The following is a 13,757-nucleotide window of genomic DNA, read 5'->3' on the forward strand; positions in this document are numbered from 1 at the left end:
CCACGCGGCATGAGGGGGCGGGGTACTCTGGGGAAATCAAAGGGTGTGCAGCTTCACTCAGCCCACTTGGGTGGGCTGTAATCAGGTGTTACTCATGGGCTACCACCACGCGGCGGGCCAGGCGGCCGGCCGGCGTATCCAGCTGCAGCATGTACATGCCGGCCGGCAGAGCCGCTACGGGCAGCTGGAGCCGGTTGTCGCCGGCAGAGGCGGGGTAGTTAGGCTGGCTGCTTACCACACGGCCCGCCAGGTCCAGCAGCCGCAGCTGCAGGCGTTGTGGGGCAGCGGCGTTGTAACGCAGGTTCAGGGTTGCGTCTGCTACCGTCGGGTACACCTGCAGGCGTTCATCGGGCCGGCCCGGCGCTGCGGTGGTTACCAAGGTGCCATCGTAGTTGCCGCCGCCGGGGTAATTCACGATGCCGTTGCGGTTGGGGGCAATGGCCGCCTCGGTGGTGTTGGGCACGCAGCTGGCAAACAGCATGTTGTTGAGTGCAATGTTCAGCGTGCCGGGGCCATCCACGATGTAAGGCGGATTGATGTGCAGCAGGGCCGCGTTGTTCCAGTTCTCAAACCGCTTGAGCGTCCAGTGGCACCAGCCAATACCCACCGAGTTGAGGCTTTTGGCGGCGTCCTGCATCCAGCCGTCGTTATTTTCCCCGGTTTCTCCCACCCAGATGGGCACGTCGTTATCGGTGCGGAAGCGGGTGAGGTTGCCTATCGTGCGCAGGTTATTGGCGTTGTTGGGGTCGGCGGAAGTAACGTTGTTATCGAGCAGATACCCGGTGCCGCTGTAGCGGTGCGAGTTGTACACCAGGTTGGCCGTGTTAGTGAAGGTGCGCTTCTCCATGTAGTTGAAGTCGTTGCCGTAGCCGTTGCCCTCCAGCAGCAACAGATGGTTGTCGCCCTGCGCCCGCACGGTGGTAATCAGGCGCTGCAGCACGTCGTGGATCTGCTGGTTGCTGGGTACGTTGTTGGGCTCGTTGATCAGGTCGTACATGGCCACGCGCGCGTCGTTTTTGTAGCGCGCGGCAATGGCAGCCCACAAGCGGGCGGTGATGTCCTGATACGTGCTGTTGTTCCAGAAATCCAGCGGCACCAGGGAGTCGGCAATGTTGGCATCCGTACCCTGCGAGCCGGGCGCGGCGTGCAGGTCCAGTATCACGTACAGCTTGTTGGCCCGGGCCCAGGCCAGGGTATTGTCAATCATGCGCCAAGCCTCCATGTTGGCCGGATCGGTGAACAACTCGTTGGCGTTGTACCAGCCGGTAAGCGCCCTGACGTAGTCGGGGTACGTGGTGGTGCCGCGCAGCACACCGTTGCGCACGGCCCGCTGGGCGGGCGTCAGAAATAGATCATAATGCAACGGCAGCCGCACGCAGTTGAAGCCCAGAGAGGCCACGTAATCCAGATCCGGCTTCTGAATGAAGTTGTTGCGGTATTCCTGGTAAAACGTTTCCACGGCCGCGTCGCTCAGGCCAAATCCATACAGCGTTTTCTTGACGGCACCCTGCGTAGCCTTGCCGCCCACGCCCGGCCAGCCCGGCTTGATGATATAGCCTTCCTGCAAAGCCCACCCGCCCAGGTTTACCCCATTAAGCACCACCTCCTGGTTGCTGGCATTCACAATCCGGCCACCGTCGGCGTGCAGAAAGCTTTGTGCGACTGTCTGTTGCCCCAGCCCAATACCGGCCAGCAACAGCAGGCTGCGTACGGCCCGGGACAAGCTGCGTGTAATAGTGCTCATAAGGGTGGGAATGAAGGACGGACGGAAAATAAGCCTTGGGGAGGCCGGCAAAGGTTGGAGGGCGGTCACGAGGATTTCCTCCGGGTTTTACTGAATGGCTACCACACGTAGGTGCCGGCGGCTCCTGCCTGCAGCGTAGAGGTGAGGGTTTTTCCTTGGTAGCGGAGGCTGAAGGGCTGTGTTTGCTTGCTATTGTTCTGCACCACTACCACCTTCTGGCCATTGGGCGCTTTGAAGGCTACGTTGGGCAGGGTTTCAGAAGTGGTGGAGGCAATGCGTACTGAGCCGGGCCGGGCAAACTTGCTGGCATGGGCAATGATGTAGTAGGCATCCTCGCGGGTTACGGTGCTGCCATCAATGGTGAGGGCGCCCCGGCACTCGGTGCAGCCGCCGGGCGTGTGCGGGTTCTGCTGCGGGTCGGCGGCCAGGTTCCACTCCAGCACCGTGCGGGCCCAGTTACGGGTAGCCCCGATAATGAGCGTCCGAACGTGCCAGGGCAGGTTTTCAGCAAAGGCACTTTTCGAGCCCACCCACTGCTCCGTGAAGTACACATTCCTGTCGGGGTGGGCGTCGTGCACCTTGCTCAAGGCCTCAATGGGGCCGGCGTAGAGGTGAAAGGCCGAGCCATCTACGTATTTCCTGGCCTCGGGGTCGTTGAGGATGGTCAGGGGGTAGTCGGGGCGGTCGGCGTTGTGGTCGTACACGATAATTTTCGTGTCGATTTTGGCGGCCGCAAAGGCCGGTCCCAGGTGCTTTTTTACAAATTCGGCCTGCTGCTCGGCCAGCATGAGCAGGCTGGGGTTGTTGCCCGGGTGCAGCGGCTCGTTCTGCACCGTTATGGCGTCGATGCGTACGCCCTGGGCCTGCATGGCCTGCACGTACTTCACGAAATACTGCGCGTAGGCCGGGTAAAACTCCGGTTTCAGGGAGCCGCCCTTGGAGTTGCCGTTGGTCTTCATCCACGGTGGCGGCGACCAGGGCGAACCAAGCAGCTTGATATTGGGGTTGATGGCCAGAATTTCCTTGAGCACTGGCAACAGGTGCGCCTTATCAGGAGCGAGGCTGAATTTCGCCAGGGTCGGGTCTGTCTGGCCTTCGGGCAGGTCATCGTAACTGAACACGGTACCATCCAGGTCGGAGGCCCCAATGCTCAGGCGCAGGTAGCTCACGCCGATGTTGGTGCCATCGGTGGCGAACAGTTCCCGCAGAATGGCTTTGCGGGCCTCCGGCGTCATGCGGTTTAGTAACTCGGCGCTGCCGCCGGTGAGGCAATAGCCAAACCCGTCAATAGTCTGGAAAGTCTGCTTATCGTCGACCTCAATCACCGGGGTGCCGGCGGCGGGGGCAATAGCCGTCCAGGCCGGCGCGGGCTGCAACTGAAACAAGGCCGACTTATCGGGGTTCGTCAGCCAGAACCCAACGGCACCTTTCGCGGGGCCCGACTGCGGCATGCGCTGGCAGCCGGAGTTCAGGCCCAGCGTCAGGAGCAGGGCGGCGGGGAAAAAGGAGCGGGAAAGGAAGGACATAGGGCGGAAGAAAAAGACAAGGCGGTAGCCGGCAACCCAAAAAATCGGGTTGAAAACAGGCTGGAAATCAGAAGTGGAAAGAAAAGGGCCGGCCGAAGCCGGCCCGGGTTACGCGGCGGTTGGTTTGTGACCTTTCAGGCCGTACCACATAATGTAAGCGTAGCAGAGAACGGGCAGAATGAACGCCCAGCGCAGCGTGCTGGCATCGGCTACCAGCCCGAACAGCAGCGGAATTACCGCGCCGCCCACAATGCCTACGTTCAGCAGGCCGGAAGCTTCTTCCGTGTTGCGGCCCAGACCGGCCACAGCCAGCGTAAAAATGGTAGCAAACATGATGGAGTTCATCAGGCCCACGGCCAGCAGGCTCCACATGGCAATTTCGCCGGTGGTGCTCACTGAAATCAGTACCAGAATTACCGCGCCCAGTGAATTGAGGGCCAGCAGGCGGCCGGGGTTGAACTTATTAAGCAGGTAAGCACCCAGAAAGCGGCCGACCATAGCCCCACCCCAATAGTAAGCCACTTTATCACCCGCAATTTTGGGCGTAAGGCTCATAACATCGGGCAGGTTCAGGTAGGATACAATGTGCGAGCCAATGGCCACCTCGCCGCCTACGTAAGCGAAAATGCCAATAACCCCAAACACCAGATGACGGTAGTGGTAAGCGCGGCGGTTCGGGTCTTCTTCAGTGTGGGCCAGTGTAATAATGGGTAGCTTCAGCATGCCCAGCAGTACGCTAATAATAATTAGTACCGCGCCGATGCACAGGTACGGAATCTGCACGGCTTTCACATCAATAGCAGCGGCAGAAGCGGCCGTGTCCAGGTCGGGCAGGTTGGAGAGAATCAGGGCCGAGCCCAGCAGCGGAGCCACCGTGGTGCCGAGCGAGTTGAATGCCTGCGTAAGCGTGAGGCGGGCCGGGGCCGATTTGGCAGGTCCCAGGATGGATACGTACGGGTTGCCGGCTACCTGCAGCAGTACTACACCAGTAGCCAATACAAACAGTGCCCCCAGAAATAGACCGTAGCTCCGGCTGTCGGCGGCGGGGTAGAACAGGAACGCTCCCAATGCCGCAATCAGGAAGCCGGCCAGCATGCCGCCTTTATAGCCGATGCGCTGCACCAGTTTACCGGCCGGAATGCCCATCACGAAATAGGCTCCGAAAAAGCAGAGGTTAATCAGATTGGCCTGGGTGTAGCTGAGCTGGAAAATGGCTTTCAGATACGGAATCAGAATATCATTCAGACAGGTAATGAACCCCATCATAAAGAACAGGACCGTGAGCGAAGCCAGAGCCGGGGTGTAATTGGGAGTTTCGACACCGGGGGGCGTGTCGGTCGTGCGGAGCGGGGATGCGGAAATGGGAGCAGCCATGATGGGAATGAAGGAGGAAAGAATGTCTGGATGAAAAGAAGAACCCGCAAAATCGGTTCTTTTCCGCAAAGTAACCGATAGGTGTCGGTAGGTTGCCGCTTCTCACCCGGAAGGGCCGGCCCCGCTCCCCTTTAGCAAAGCCGGCCCCAAATACCCCGGTCCGGCTAGCGAATCCGGCCCGGGGCGGGGGAGCCCCGTAGCCGCGCGGGCGGAACGGGGTAAGTTTCAGAAGCTGGTAAGAACGAACGTGACCCACTGGCAGCCGAAGCGTGCCGGAATCAGATGAGAATACCGCGCACTGCGGGTAAGTACGGCACAACCGAATCAAATATATCGGCCGAGGACAGGAGAAAACAAACCTCCAGACGACTCGATCTGCTCGGAGTGCCGATGCGTTATACGCCTACCTCACACGCGAAAAACCCGGTATTCAGGGCGGAAAAAGCCCGTTGTGACGTGCCTGGCGCAACGGGCGGCAGATAAGAAACAACGAAAAAATGCGCTGCTTCGCAGGAAAGTGGCGAAGCGTAGCCGGCCCGGCAGGTAGTAGCTGCCGGGCCGATACGTTCCTTAGTAACCGGGATTCTGTTGCAGCTGGGCGTTGTTGTTAATCTCGGCCTGAGGCACCGGGAATAACAGCAGGTTCACGTCGCGGCGGTTGAGCTTCTGCTCAATGATATCCAGGGCCGTAACAGCGTGGGCACCAGCTTCCGCCTGGTTGTGACGGGCGTAGCGCAGCAGATCAAACCACCGTTCCCCTTCGAAAGCCATTTCCAGCCGACGCTGCCGGTCAATTTCATCCCGCAGGGTCTTTTTGCTGGCGTATTGGGGGGAAGCGGCCGTGAGGGCCGGCAAACCGGCGCGGGTGCGCACCATGTTCAGCTTGGCCAACGCATCAGCCGAGGGGCCGTTCTGCTCGTTCAGAGCTTCGGCGTACATCAGCAATACATCGGCGTAGCGCAGGATGTAGGTATTATCGGGGCTGTTGAAGCCGTTGGGGGCACCGGGCCACTTGTATACGAAGGGGCCCAGGTCGTTGGCGCTGGCTTTGGAGTCGCGGCTGGAGCCAAGTACGAAGCTGGCGTAGTCGCGCTGCACGTACACCACGCCGCCGGCCGTTACGGTGCGGGTGGCGCGGCGGCTCCAGCGCTGGTCGTTCAGCGTGTCCACCACAAACGTCAGGTCAGTGGGTTTGGCCGTGGCCGTGCTCCGGTACAGGGTTGGAATGTTGAACTTAGGAAAGGAATACGTAGCCGGGGGCGAAGGCAACAGCAAGTCGGGCAGGATGTTGTTGCCGTCGGGCGTGCCCTGGTTCTGGACTTCCAGAATGGTTTCCGGCCGCACGTTTTCCGCCGGGTACAGGCTCTTGAAGTTTGCGGCCAGCGCATAGCCGCCTTCGGTAATTACCTTGTTGGCCGCCGCCGCCGCCGGGGCCCACTGGCGTTGCGTGAGCAGCACCTTGGCCAGCAGCGCATTTACGGCACCTTTTGTAATCCGATTGGGGTTGGCGGCCGGAACCAGACCGTCAGCCGTGTTCAGGTCGGTGGCAATCTGGGCGTAAACTGTTTCGGCGGAAGTGCGGGGTAGGGATACCACCGTCTGCTCGCCACTTTCCGTGGGCTCCAGCCGCAACGGAACCGCCCCGTATAGCTTTACCAGATTGTAGTAGTGCAGGGCCCGCAGGAAGTAGGCCTCGCCCAGAATCTGGTTTTTGCGGGCGACCGTCATATCAATGGCCGGCACGTATTTCAGCACCGCGTTGGCGCGGTTGATACCGAGGTAGGAGTCGCGCCAGATGTTGTAAATCTGGCCGGTAGTGGGCGTCCAGGTCAGGCGGCCCAGGGCTGCTACGTCACCGTTGGTGCTGAAACAGTTGTCAGACGGCATTTCACCGGCCACAACTAAATCCTGGCTGTAGAGGCCGGTGCCCTGCAGGGCGTCGTAGGCGGCGGTCAGGCCGGCTTCGGCGTCGTCGGCGTTCTGGAAGAAGTTCTCCGGTGCAATGCTGGGCAGCGGCTGCTTATCAAGTACGTCGCAGCTGCCCAGCACTACCAGGGCAAAAACAGGAATGAATATCTTTTTCATGGGAAGGGGCGGGAGTCAGCTTAGAAAGAGGCGTTCAGGCCAACGGTGTAGGTGCGTGCCTGTGGGTACACGCCAAAGTCGCGGCCGCTGCTGGTAGCGGAGAACGGGTCGGCGCTTACTTCCGGGTCGTAACCCGAATAATCGGTCCACGTCAGCAGGTTCTGACCGCTCACGTACACGCGCAGGCCGCTGAAGCGAGCTTTGTTGATAAGGCTGGCAGGCAGAGTGTAGCCCAACGTGAGGTTTTTGAGGCGGACGTAGCTGCCATCCTCAATCCAGCGTGAGGAGAAGCGGCCGTTGTTGTTGGGGTCGCCAAACACGGCGCGCGGAATGCTGGTGTCGGTGTTGGTGGGCGTCCAACGGTCCAGCACGGTAGTCAGCTGGTTTACGGGGCCGCTCAACGACTCCAGGGCCTGGCGGTTGGCGTTGTAGATGTCGTTGCCGAAGCTGCCCTGAAAGAACACGCTCAGGTCGAGACCCTTGAACGAGAAGGTATTCGTGACACCCCCGATAACCTTGGGATTCGGGTTACCAATGATGGTACGGTCCGCGTCGTTGATGACTTTGTCGCCGTTCACGTCCGCGAAGCGGATATCCCCGGGTTGGGGGTTGCCCTGCTGGGTGGCGGCGTTGGCAATTTCATCGGCCGACTGAAAAATCCCCTGCACCTGATAGCCATAGAACGAACCCAGCGGGCTGCCCTTCTGCGAAATGCTGTTGGCATACGTGATGTTACGATCAACCAACTGGTTCTGGGTGTTATACAGCGTGCCCAGGTCCAGGATTTTGTTGCGGTTGAGCGAGGCGTTCAAGTTGGTAGTCCAGCTGAAGCCGCCGTTCTGGCCCTGCACGTTGGTGGTGTTGAGGGCAAACTCCAGGCCCTTGTTCTCCACCGCGCCTACGTTCTGAATAATGTCGAGCACCTGCGCTCCGGTGCTTGGAGCCAGCGGCACGCTCAGCAGCAGGTCTTCGGCCCGCTTGCGGTAGGCATCCACGGTCAGCATGAGCCGGTCGTTAAACATGCCCAGGTCGAGGCCGATGTTGTACTGGTAAGAGGTTTCCCACTTCAATGCGCGGTTACCAATTCGGTCGGGCCGGATGCCGCCCTGCACCGAGGTGCCGTTGCCCACATAGTTGGCGCCCACCACGTAGGAGCTGAAACGCTGGTAGGTGTAGCCCAACTCCTGGTTGCCGTTGCCGCCGAAGCTGCCGCGCAGCTTCAGATCCGACACCGGCGTACCCTGCGGGAAGAAACCTTCCTTGGAAATGCGCCAGCCCAAAGCCACAGCCGGGAAGTAACCGTGCGCATCGTCAAAGCGGCTGGTGCCGTCGCGGCGCAGACTGAGAGTAGCCAGGTACTTGTCCTCAAAGCTATAGATGGCGCGGGCGAACAGGCTGGTCAGGCCCCATTCTTCCTCGTAGCTGCTGGTCCCCAGGCGCTCGGTACCGGCCGAGAGGTAAGGCACGGCGTTGGAGGCATAGCCCCGCACGGACGCATTGGAAGCAAAGCGGTTCGACTCCTGAATCGACTGGCCAGCCAGCAGCTGCAGGCTATGCTTCTCGCCGAGGTTGGGTGAATAGGTAGCCGTGTTTTCCCACAGCCAGATGTTCTGGAGCGTGGTGCCCGTCCGGCCGCTGCCCCGGGTGGAGGCATCGGCGCGGGAGGTGCCGGGGTAGTCGCGGGTGATGAACTCGTTTTCCAGCTGGCTGCGGAAGTCAATACCCAGCGACGAGCGTACGGTCAGGTTTTTCAGGATGTTGTACTCCCCGAATACGTTGCCAATAACCTGGTAAGTGAGGGCCCGGTTGTTGGTCTCGAGCAGGTTGCCCACCGGGTTGTCCGACAGTGAGAAGGGGTTGGTGCCATACAGGCCGTTGGCATCCCGCACTGGTACCGTCGGAATCTGAGCCAGGGTACCCAGAACGGTGCCCGAGTTGCCCAGGCCCAGCTCGCTACGCACGCTGCCGTTGGTGTTGGTGCGGCTCAGGTTCAGGTTGGTGCCTACCTTGAACTTCTCGCCGGCCTTCTGATCGAAGTTTAGCTTGAAATTGAACCGGTCGAAGCCGGAGTTCAGGATAATGCCGTCCTGCTTGAAGTAGCCGCCGCCCACGTAATAGTGGGTACGGTCGGTGCCGCCGCTTACGTTCAGCTGGTAGTTCTGGATAGCCGCCGTGCGGTATACTTCGTCCTGCCAGTCGGTATCAACGGGCAGGTTGTTGAGGTCGGGGAAGCCCGGGGCCGCCCCGCCGTTAATCTGCGACTCATTGAAATACTCTGCAAACTGCCGGGCGTTCAGCACATCCAGCTTCTTGCGCAGGCTCTGCACACCGTAGTAGGCATTGAAGCCCACCTGCGGCTTGCCCGATTTGCCGCGTTTGGTAGTAATTACCACTACCCCGTTGGAAGCGCGCACACCGTAAATGGCGGCGGCGGCCCCATCCTTCAGCACGTCAATCGACTCAATATCGGCGGGGTTGATGGAGTTGAGTGGGTTTGGCTTCTGGTTACCTACACTCAGCTCCCGGTCGTAGGTCGGCAGCACGGGTACGCCGTCAATCACATACAGCGGCGAGTTGCTGCCGTTGAGGGAGCTATTGCCCCGAATCTGCACGTTGATGCCCGCGCCGGGTGCCCCGGTTGGGGCCGTCACTTGCACCCCGGGCGCCTGGCCCTGTAGGGCCTGATCGAAGCCGGCCACTTTCTGCCGTTCAATCTGCTGGGCACCTACCGAGGCAACGGAGGTGGTGAGTTCCTGCCGGGCCTGGGTACCGTAGCCCACGACCACCACTTCGCTCAGGGCCTGAGAATCAGCATCCAGATTAATGGCTAGGCTGCTGGTGGCTGCGGTTACCGGTACTTCACGGCTTTTGAAGCCAATGGAGCTGAATACGAGGGTGCTGCCTTCCGGTACGCTGAGCGAGAAAGACCCATCGGCGCCGGTAGAGGTACCAATGGAAGTCCCTTTTACCACTACCGTCACGCCCGGCAGGCCTTCACCGTTGGCCTGGGTTACGCGGCCGGAAACCGGCACATCGGCCGCCGTCGCTTTCGATAGGCCGGAGTTCAGGAGCGGGCCGTTGGCAGGTGCTACCAGGATATAGTAGTCAGCGCGAAGCTTTTTGAAGCTGAGGTCGGCCTGGGGCAATACCTCGGTAAGTTTGTCTTCCAGCGGGGCCACGGCCTCAGGCCGGGCCACTACCCGCTTGTTGCTGACAAGATTGGCGTCGTAAAAGATGGTAACCCCATACTGGGTTTCCCACTGGCCCAAAAGGTCTTTGAGCAGAACCGTTTCAACCGGCACTACCGTGCGCTGGGTGGGAATGTGGTTGGACGCTAGGAGTTGCGCGGAGGCCGTAGCCCCCGGAGCAGGTAGCAGCAGCGCACAGGCCGAGAGGGCCGTGGACGCCAGGCCGCCACCCAGGCGGGTAGGGGTTGGGTTCATTGTGGGAATGGTGGGAAAAAGAAAAAATGAAACCATTACAGCAGCCAGGCGTAGGGGAAGGCTGCTTAGCGGGTAGTTGAGTCAGAGAGAATCAGGTTGTTGCCACGGCGGTCAGCTTTCAACTGGAAAGTTTCCTCCAGCGCGCGCAGCAGCAGATCAAGGTCCCGTACGGGCACCGTACCGGTCATGCGCCGCTCGTTCAGGCTGGGTGTGGCAATGGTTACGTCGAGGCCGTAGGTATCGTGCAGGCGGGTAGCAAGGTCCGTAATAGAGGTGTTGTCGAGGACGAGCTTGGCGTCTTTCCAGGCGGCGTACGTGTCGGTCTGCACGGGTTTGTATACTACCACGTTGGCCTTCGGACCTTGGGTTTCTACCAGCTCACCGGGCTTCATCACCACGTCGGGGTGGGTGGTGTCCGTGAAATCTACCCGCACTTTGCCTGAAAGCAGTACCACCCGGGATTCTTCCCGACGACGGAACACGGTAAACTTCGTGCCCAGTACTTCCACATTGAAACCGCCGTTGGTATGCACCACAAACCGCTGGTGATTAGGTAGGTGACGGACCGAGAAATAGGCCTCACCGTTCAGCCACACCTCCCGAGGCTGACCATCGGGCACGTTCACGGCATAGCGGATGCTGGAGTTGCCGTTCAGCGTCACCTGCGAGCCATCAGGCAGGTGCAGCCGGCGCATTTCGCCGTAGGCGGTAGCATAGTTCTGGGAGCTGACCGGCTGCTGGTTTTGCCACCAAAGGCCGCCCGCCGTGAGTAAGCCAGCCGTGGCAGCTGCCGCAGCCCAGTAGCGCCAGCGGTGCGGTTGCGGTAGGTCTTCTTCCAGCTCAGTGGCAGCGGGCTCCGAAAAGCCTAGCCGTTGGTGAAGGCTGCCAAGTAGCTGCTCATAGTCGGGTTCCGGCAGGGGCAACGCAACGGTAGTATCCAGCGTGTTCCAGTGTTCCTCCATCCACACGCGGGCGAGGAGCTGGTTGGTGGGCTCGCTCAGCCAGTTCCGCACGCTTGCGGCTTCCAGTGGAGAGGAAGTGCCGTTAACGTAACGAAGGAAGGCATTCTGATCGGGCGAAGCAGCCATGAGCAACAGGTAGGAGGTAGGTTCTGCTGAGTAATACACCCACCGGCCCGGCTACCCTGACTCACCGCGTAAATTTTTTTCAAAAAAGTGTAACCTTTCTCGGTTAATGTTGAAAGACTGCTGCTTACGCTTTCCTTAAGTAGCAAAGAAAATTAATGCCCAGCCGAAAGGCCTCATCTCAGTAAGACAGCCACAAAGAAGAGCTAGGCCAGTAACAGCAGGAGTGGCAGCAGACTGAGGGCCGTGCCGTGCGCCTGAAAGTAGAGGCGCAGAAAATGCAGGGCCTGGGCCATCTGCGTTTCCACTGTTTTCACCGAAATACCCAGCTCCTGCGCAATTTCAGCGTAGGAGAGGCCCTGTTGCCGGCTCAGGGTAAAAATGCGGCGGCGCTTTGGGGGGAGTTTTTCCAGCGCGGCCAGATACAGGGTTTCCAGCTCTGCAAAGGCCACATCGGTGTCAGTGGTGGCGGCGGTAGCGGTGCCGGTAAACAGGGCGTAATCTTGGTAGGCCTGGTGGTGGCGGGTGTGGCGCAGCTGGTTGAGAATGGTATGGTGGGCCACCGTAAAGAGGTAGCCTTTCAGCGGCACATCATCCCGCAACTCGTGGCGTCGTTCCCAGATTTTGAGGAAGCACTCCTGCACAATCTCCTCGGCCGCCGCCCCCGATTTCAGGTAGCCGTAGGCAAACCGGTATACCCGCGCGCTGTACTGCCGGAACAGGGCATCAAAGGCTCGTTGGTCGTCGTTGCGCAGCCTGCTCAACCAAACCAATTCCGTATCTGGGCGCACTACTTCCAACGCGGGAGAATCTTTGAAATGTAGCTCAAGATACTTGATTTTTCCAGCCAACTACAAATCAACACTGCAGAGCGCGCGGTACGTTCACCCAGGTTGGTAACAAAAAAAGCCCTTCGTGCGCGGGACCGGGCAAGCAGGTCCCACGCATGAAGGGCTAACGAAGCAGGTCGAGTGCCAGGTGCTGGTTACGCCACGATGGATACCCGCACTTTCTTGCCTTTTACTTTGGCTCCGGCCAGCCGTTCGGCTACTTCCTGCGCCTGTTGGCGCGGCACGGCCACGTAGCTGTAGTAATCAAACACCTCAATGTGTCCGACCTCATCCCGAGCCACGCCGCCCACGTTCACGAAGGCTCCGACTAAGTCGTGGGCACTCACTTTGTCTTTTTTACCGGCCGTAACGTGTAACGTGATGTTCTCGGGGCGGGGGGCTTTGGGCGCGGCAGGCGGCAGTTTGGGGGCGTGCATGGGCTTCCACTGAATGGTAGCCGAAACCGGCCACTTCTTCACATGGGCCTGCTCTTTCTCAGTGGCCAGAATGTGGGCCGTCCCCTCGGCGCCGGCGCGGGCCGTGCGGCCGGCCCGGTGCTGGAAGCCGTCGGCCTTATCAGGCGCATCGTACTGCACTACGGTATCCAGCTGGGTCACATCAATGCCGCGGGCGGCTACGTCGGTGGCTACCAGCACTTGGCTGGAGCCGTTGCGCAGCTTCAGCAGGGCTTTGTCTCGTTCGGGCTGGGGCATTTTGCCGTGCAGTACCTCAGCCGCCACGCCCCGGCCCACCAAAAAGCGGGTCAGCTCCATGCACCGGTCACGGGTGTTGCAGAAGATGAGGGCGCGGCCGGTTTCAGGCTTATTGAGCAGGTGCAGTAAGGCAGCAGGCTTCTGCTCCACGGTGCCTACATGGCCCAGCAGCGTCAGGTTTTCGGGCAGTTCATCGGTGTCCTCGCCGGCGTTTACCACGCGGGGCCGGGTCAGGTTTTTGCGAATCAGCTCCACCACTTTGTCCGACATGGTAGCCGAGAACAGCAGGGTCTGACGGCGGCGGGGTAGGCGCTTCACAATCTCCACCAGCTCGTCCTGGAAGCCCAGTTCCAGCAGCTTATCGGCTTCGTCGAGAATGAGGGTTTTGAGCTGATTCGGAATGATGGTGCGCCGCTCAAAGTGGTCGAGCAAGCGGCCGGGGGTGGCCACCACAATGTGCGGGGCCTGGGTGAGGGAGGCGGTTTCCTCACGGAAAGCGTGGCCCCCGTAAAAGGCCGCTACGCGCAGGTTGGGCAGGAATTTGCCGAGTTTCTTGAGGGCGTCGCGCACCTGCAGGGCCAGTTCGCGGGCGGGCACCAGCACAATTACCTGCACGGCATCGGTCTTCAGGTCCAGCAATTGCAGCACCGAAAGGCCGTAGGCGGCGGTTTTACCCGAGCCGGTGGGGGCCTGGCCCACTAGGTCCTGACCGGCCAGGGCCATGGGTACCACCTGCTCCTGCACGGGCGTAGGGGTCAGGAATTGCAGCTCTTCCAGGGCTTGCAGCAGTTCGGGGGCCAACCCCAGGTCGGCAAAGGAAGCAGTAGTCGAAGTCATAAGCGGTTTTTCTACCCGCAAAGGTACGCTTTATGAATGGGTGGATGGTTGGAGTGTTGAATAGGTGCACTGTTGAACGGATGGATGGGCATACTGTCATCCTGAGTGGAGCGAAGGACC

The 13,757-nt window shown here is 60.3% G+C and carries 8 protein-coding genes; all 8 read right to left on the bottom strand.

The window, feature by feature from the left end:
• Window positions 1-88: 88 nt before the first annotated feature.
• Complete coding sequence (locus HSW_RS10315) at window positions 89-1,744, bottom strand: glycoside hydrolase family 5 protein (protein WP_052346328.1); 1,656 nt, start codon at window positions 1,742-1,744, stop codon at window positions 89-91.
• Between the two features lie 98 nt (window positions 1,745-1,842).
• On the bottom strand, window positions 1,843-3,270 hold the full coding sequence (locus HSW_RS10320; RefSeq protein ID WP_052346329.1) for a glycoside hydrolase family 30 protein: 1,428 nt from the start codon (window positions 3,268-3,270) through the stop codon (window positions 1,843-1,845).
• Window positions 3,271-3,378: 108 nt separating this feature from the next.
• A complete protein-coding gene (locus HSW_RS10325) occupies window positions 3,379-4,644 on the bottom strand; it encodes a sugar MFS transporter (protein WP_044001860.1) in 1,266 nt (421 codons plus the stop codon).
• 570 nt (window positions 4,645-5,214) lie between these two features.
• Window positions 5,215-6,729, bottom strand: a complete 1,515-nt coding sequence (locus HSW_RS10330; protein ID WP_044001861.1) for a RagB/SusD family nutrient uptake outer membrane protein — start codon at window positions 6,727-6,729, stop codon at window positions 5,215-5,217.
• A gap of 20 nt (window positions 6,730-6,749) precedes the next feature.
• A complete protein-coding gene (locus HSW_RS10335) occupies window positions 6,750-10,172 on the bottom strand; it encodes a SusC/RagA family TonB-linked outer membrane protein (RefSeq protein WP_052346330.1) in 3,423 nt (1,140 codons plus the stop codon).
• 65 nt (window positions 10,173-10,237) lie between these two features.
• Complete coding sequence (locus tag HSW_RS10340; RefSeq protein WP_044001862.1) at window positions 10,238-11,260, bottom strand: FecR family protein; 1,023 nt, start codon at window positions 11,258-11,260, stop codon at window positions 10,238-10,240.
• Window positions 11,261-11,463: 203 nt separating this feature from the next.
• The gene (locus HSW_RS10345; protein ID WP_197031986.1) at window positions 11,464-12,048 is read right to left on the bottom strand and encodes an RNA polymerase sigma-70 factor; all 585 of its coding nucleotides are present in this window, start codon (window positions 12,046-12,048) and stop codon (window positions 11,464-11,466) included.
• 194 nt (window positions 12,049-12,242) lie between these two features.
• The gene (locus tag HSW_RS10350) at window positions 12,243-13,637 is read right to left on the bottom strand and encodes a DEAD/DEAH box helicase (RefSeq protein ID WP_044001863.1); all 1,395 of its coding nucleotides are present in this window, start codon (window positions 13,635-13,637) and stop codon (window positions 12,243-12,245) included.
• Window positions 13,638-13,757: the final 120 nt, after the last annotated feature.

Origin of the sequence: Hymenobacter swuensis DY53, assembly GCF_000576555.1 — a bacterium.
Lineage (GTDB): Bacteria > Bacteroidota > Bacteroidia > Cytophagales > Hymenobacteraceae > Hymenobacter > Hymenobacter swuensis.

Excerpts from the sequence above, each read along its gene's own strand:
- HSW_RS10340 (WP_044001862.1), bottom strand. The coding sequence starts at position 11,260 with ATGGCTGCTTCGCCCGATCAGAATGCCTTCCTTCGTTACGTTAACGGC.
- HSW_RS10350 (WP_044001863.1), bottom strand. The coding sequence starts at position 13,637 with ATGACTTCGACTACTGCTTCCTTTGCCGACCTGGGGTTGGCCCCCGAA.
- HSW_RS10330 (WP_044001861.1), bottom strand. The coding sequence starts at position 6,729 with ATGAAAAAGATATTCATTCCTGTTTTTGCCCTGGTAGTGCTGGGCAGC.
- HSW_RS10320 (WP_052346329.1), bottom strand. The coding sequence starts at position 3,270 with ATGTCCTTCCTTTCCCGCTCCTTTTTCCCCGCCGCCCTGCTCCTGACG.
- HSW_RS10325 (WP_044001860.1), bottom strand. The coding sequence starts at position 4,644 with ATGGCTGCTCCCATTTCCGCATCCCCGCTCCGCACGACCGACACGCCC.
- HSW_RS10335 (WP_052346330.1), bottom strand. The coding sequence starts at position 10,172 with ATGAACCCAACCCCTACCCGCCTGGGTGGCGGCCTGGCGTCCACGGCC.
- HSW_RS10315 (WP_052346328.1), bottom strand. The coding sequence starts at position 1,744 with ATGAGCACTATTACACGCAGCTTGTCCCGGGCCGTACGCAGCCTGCTG.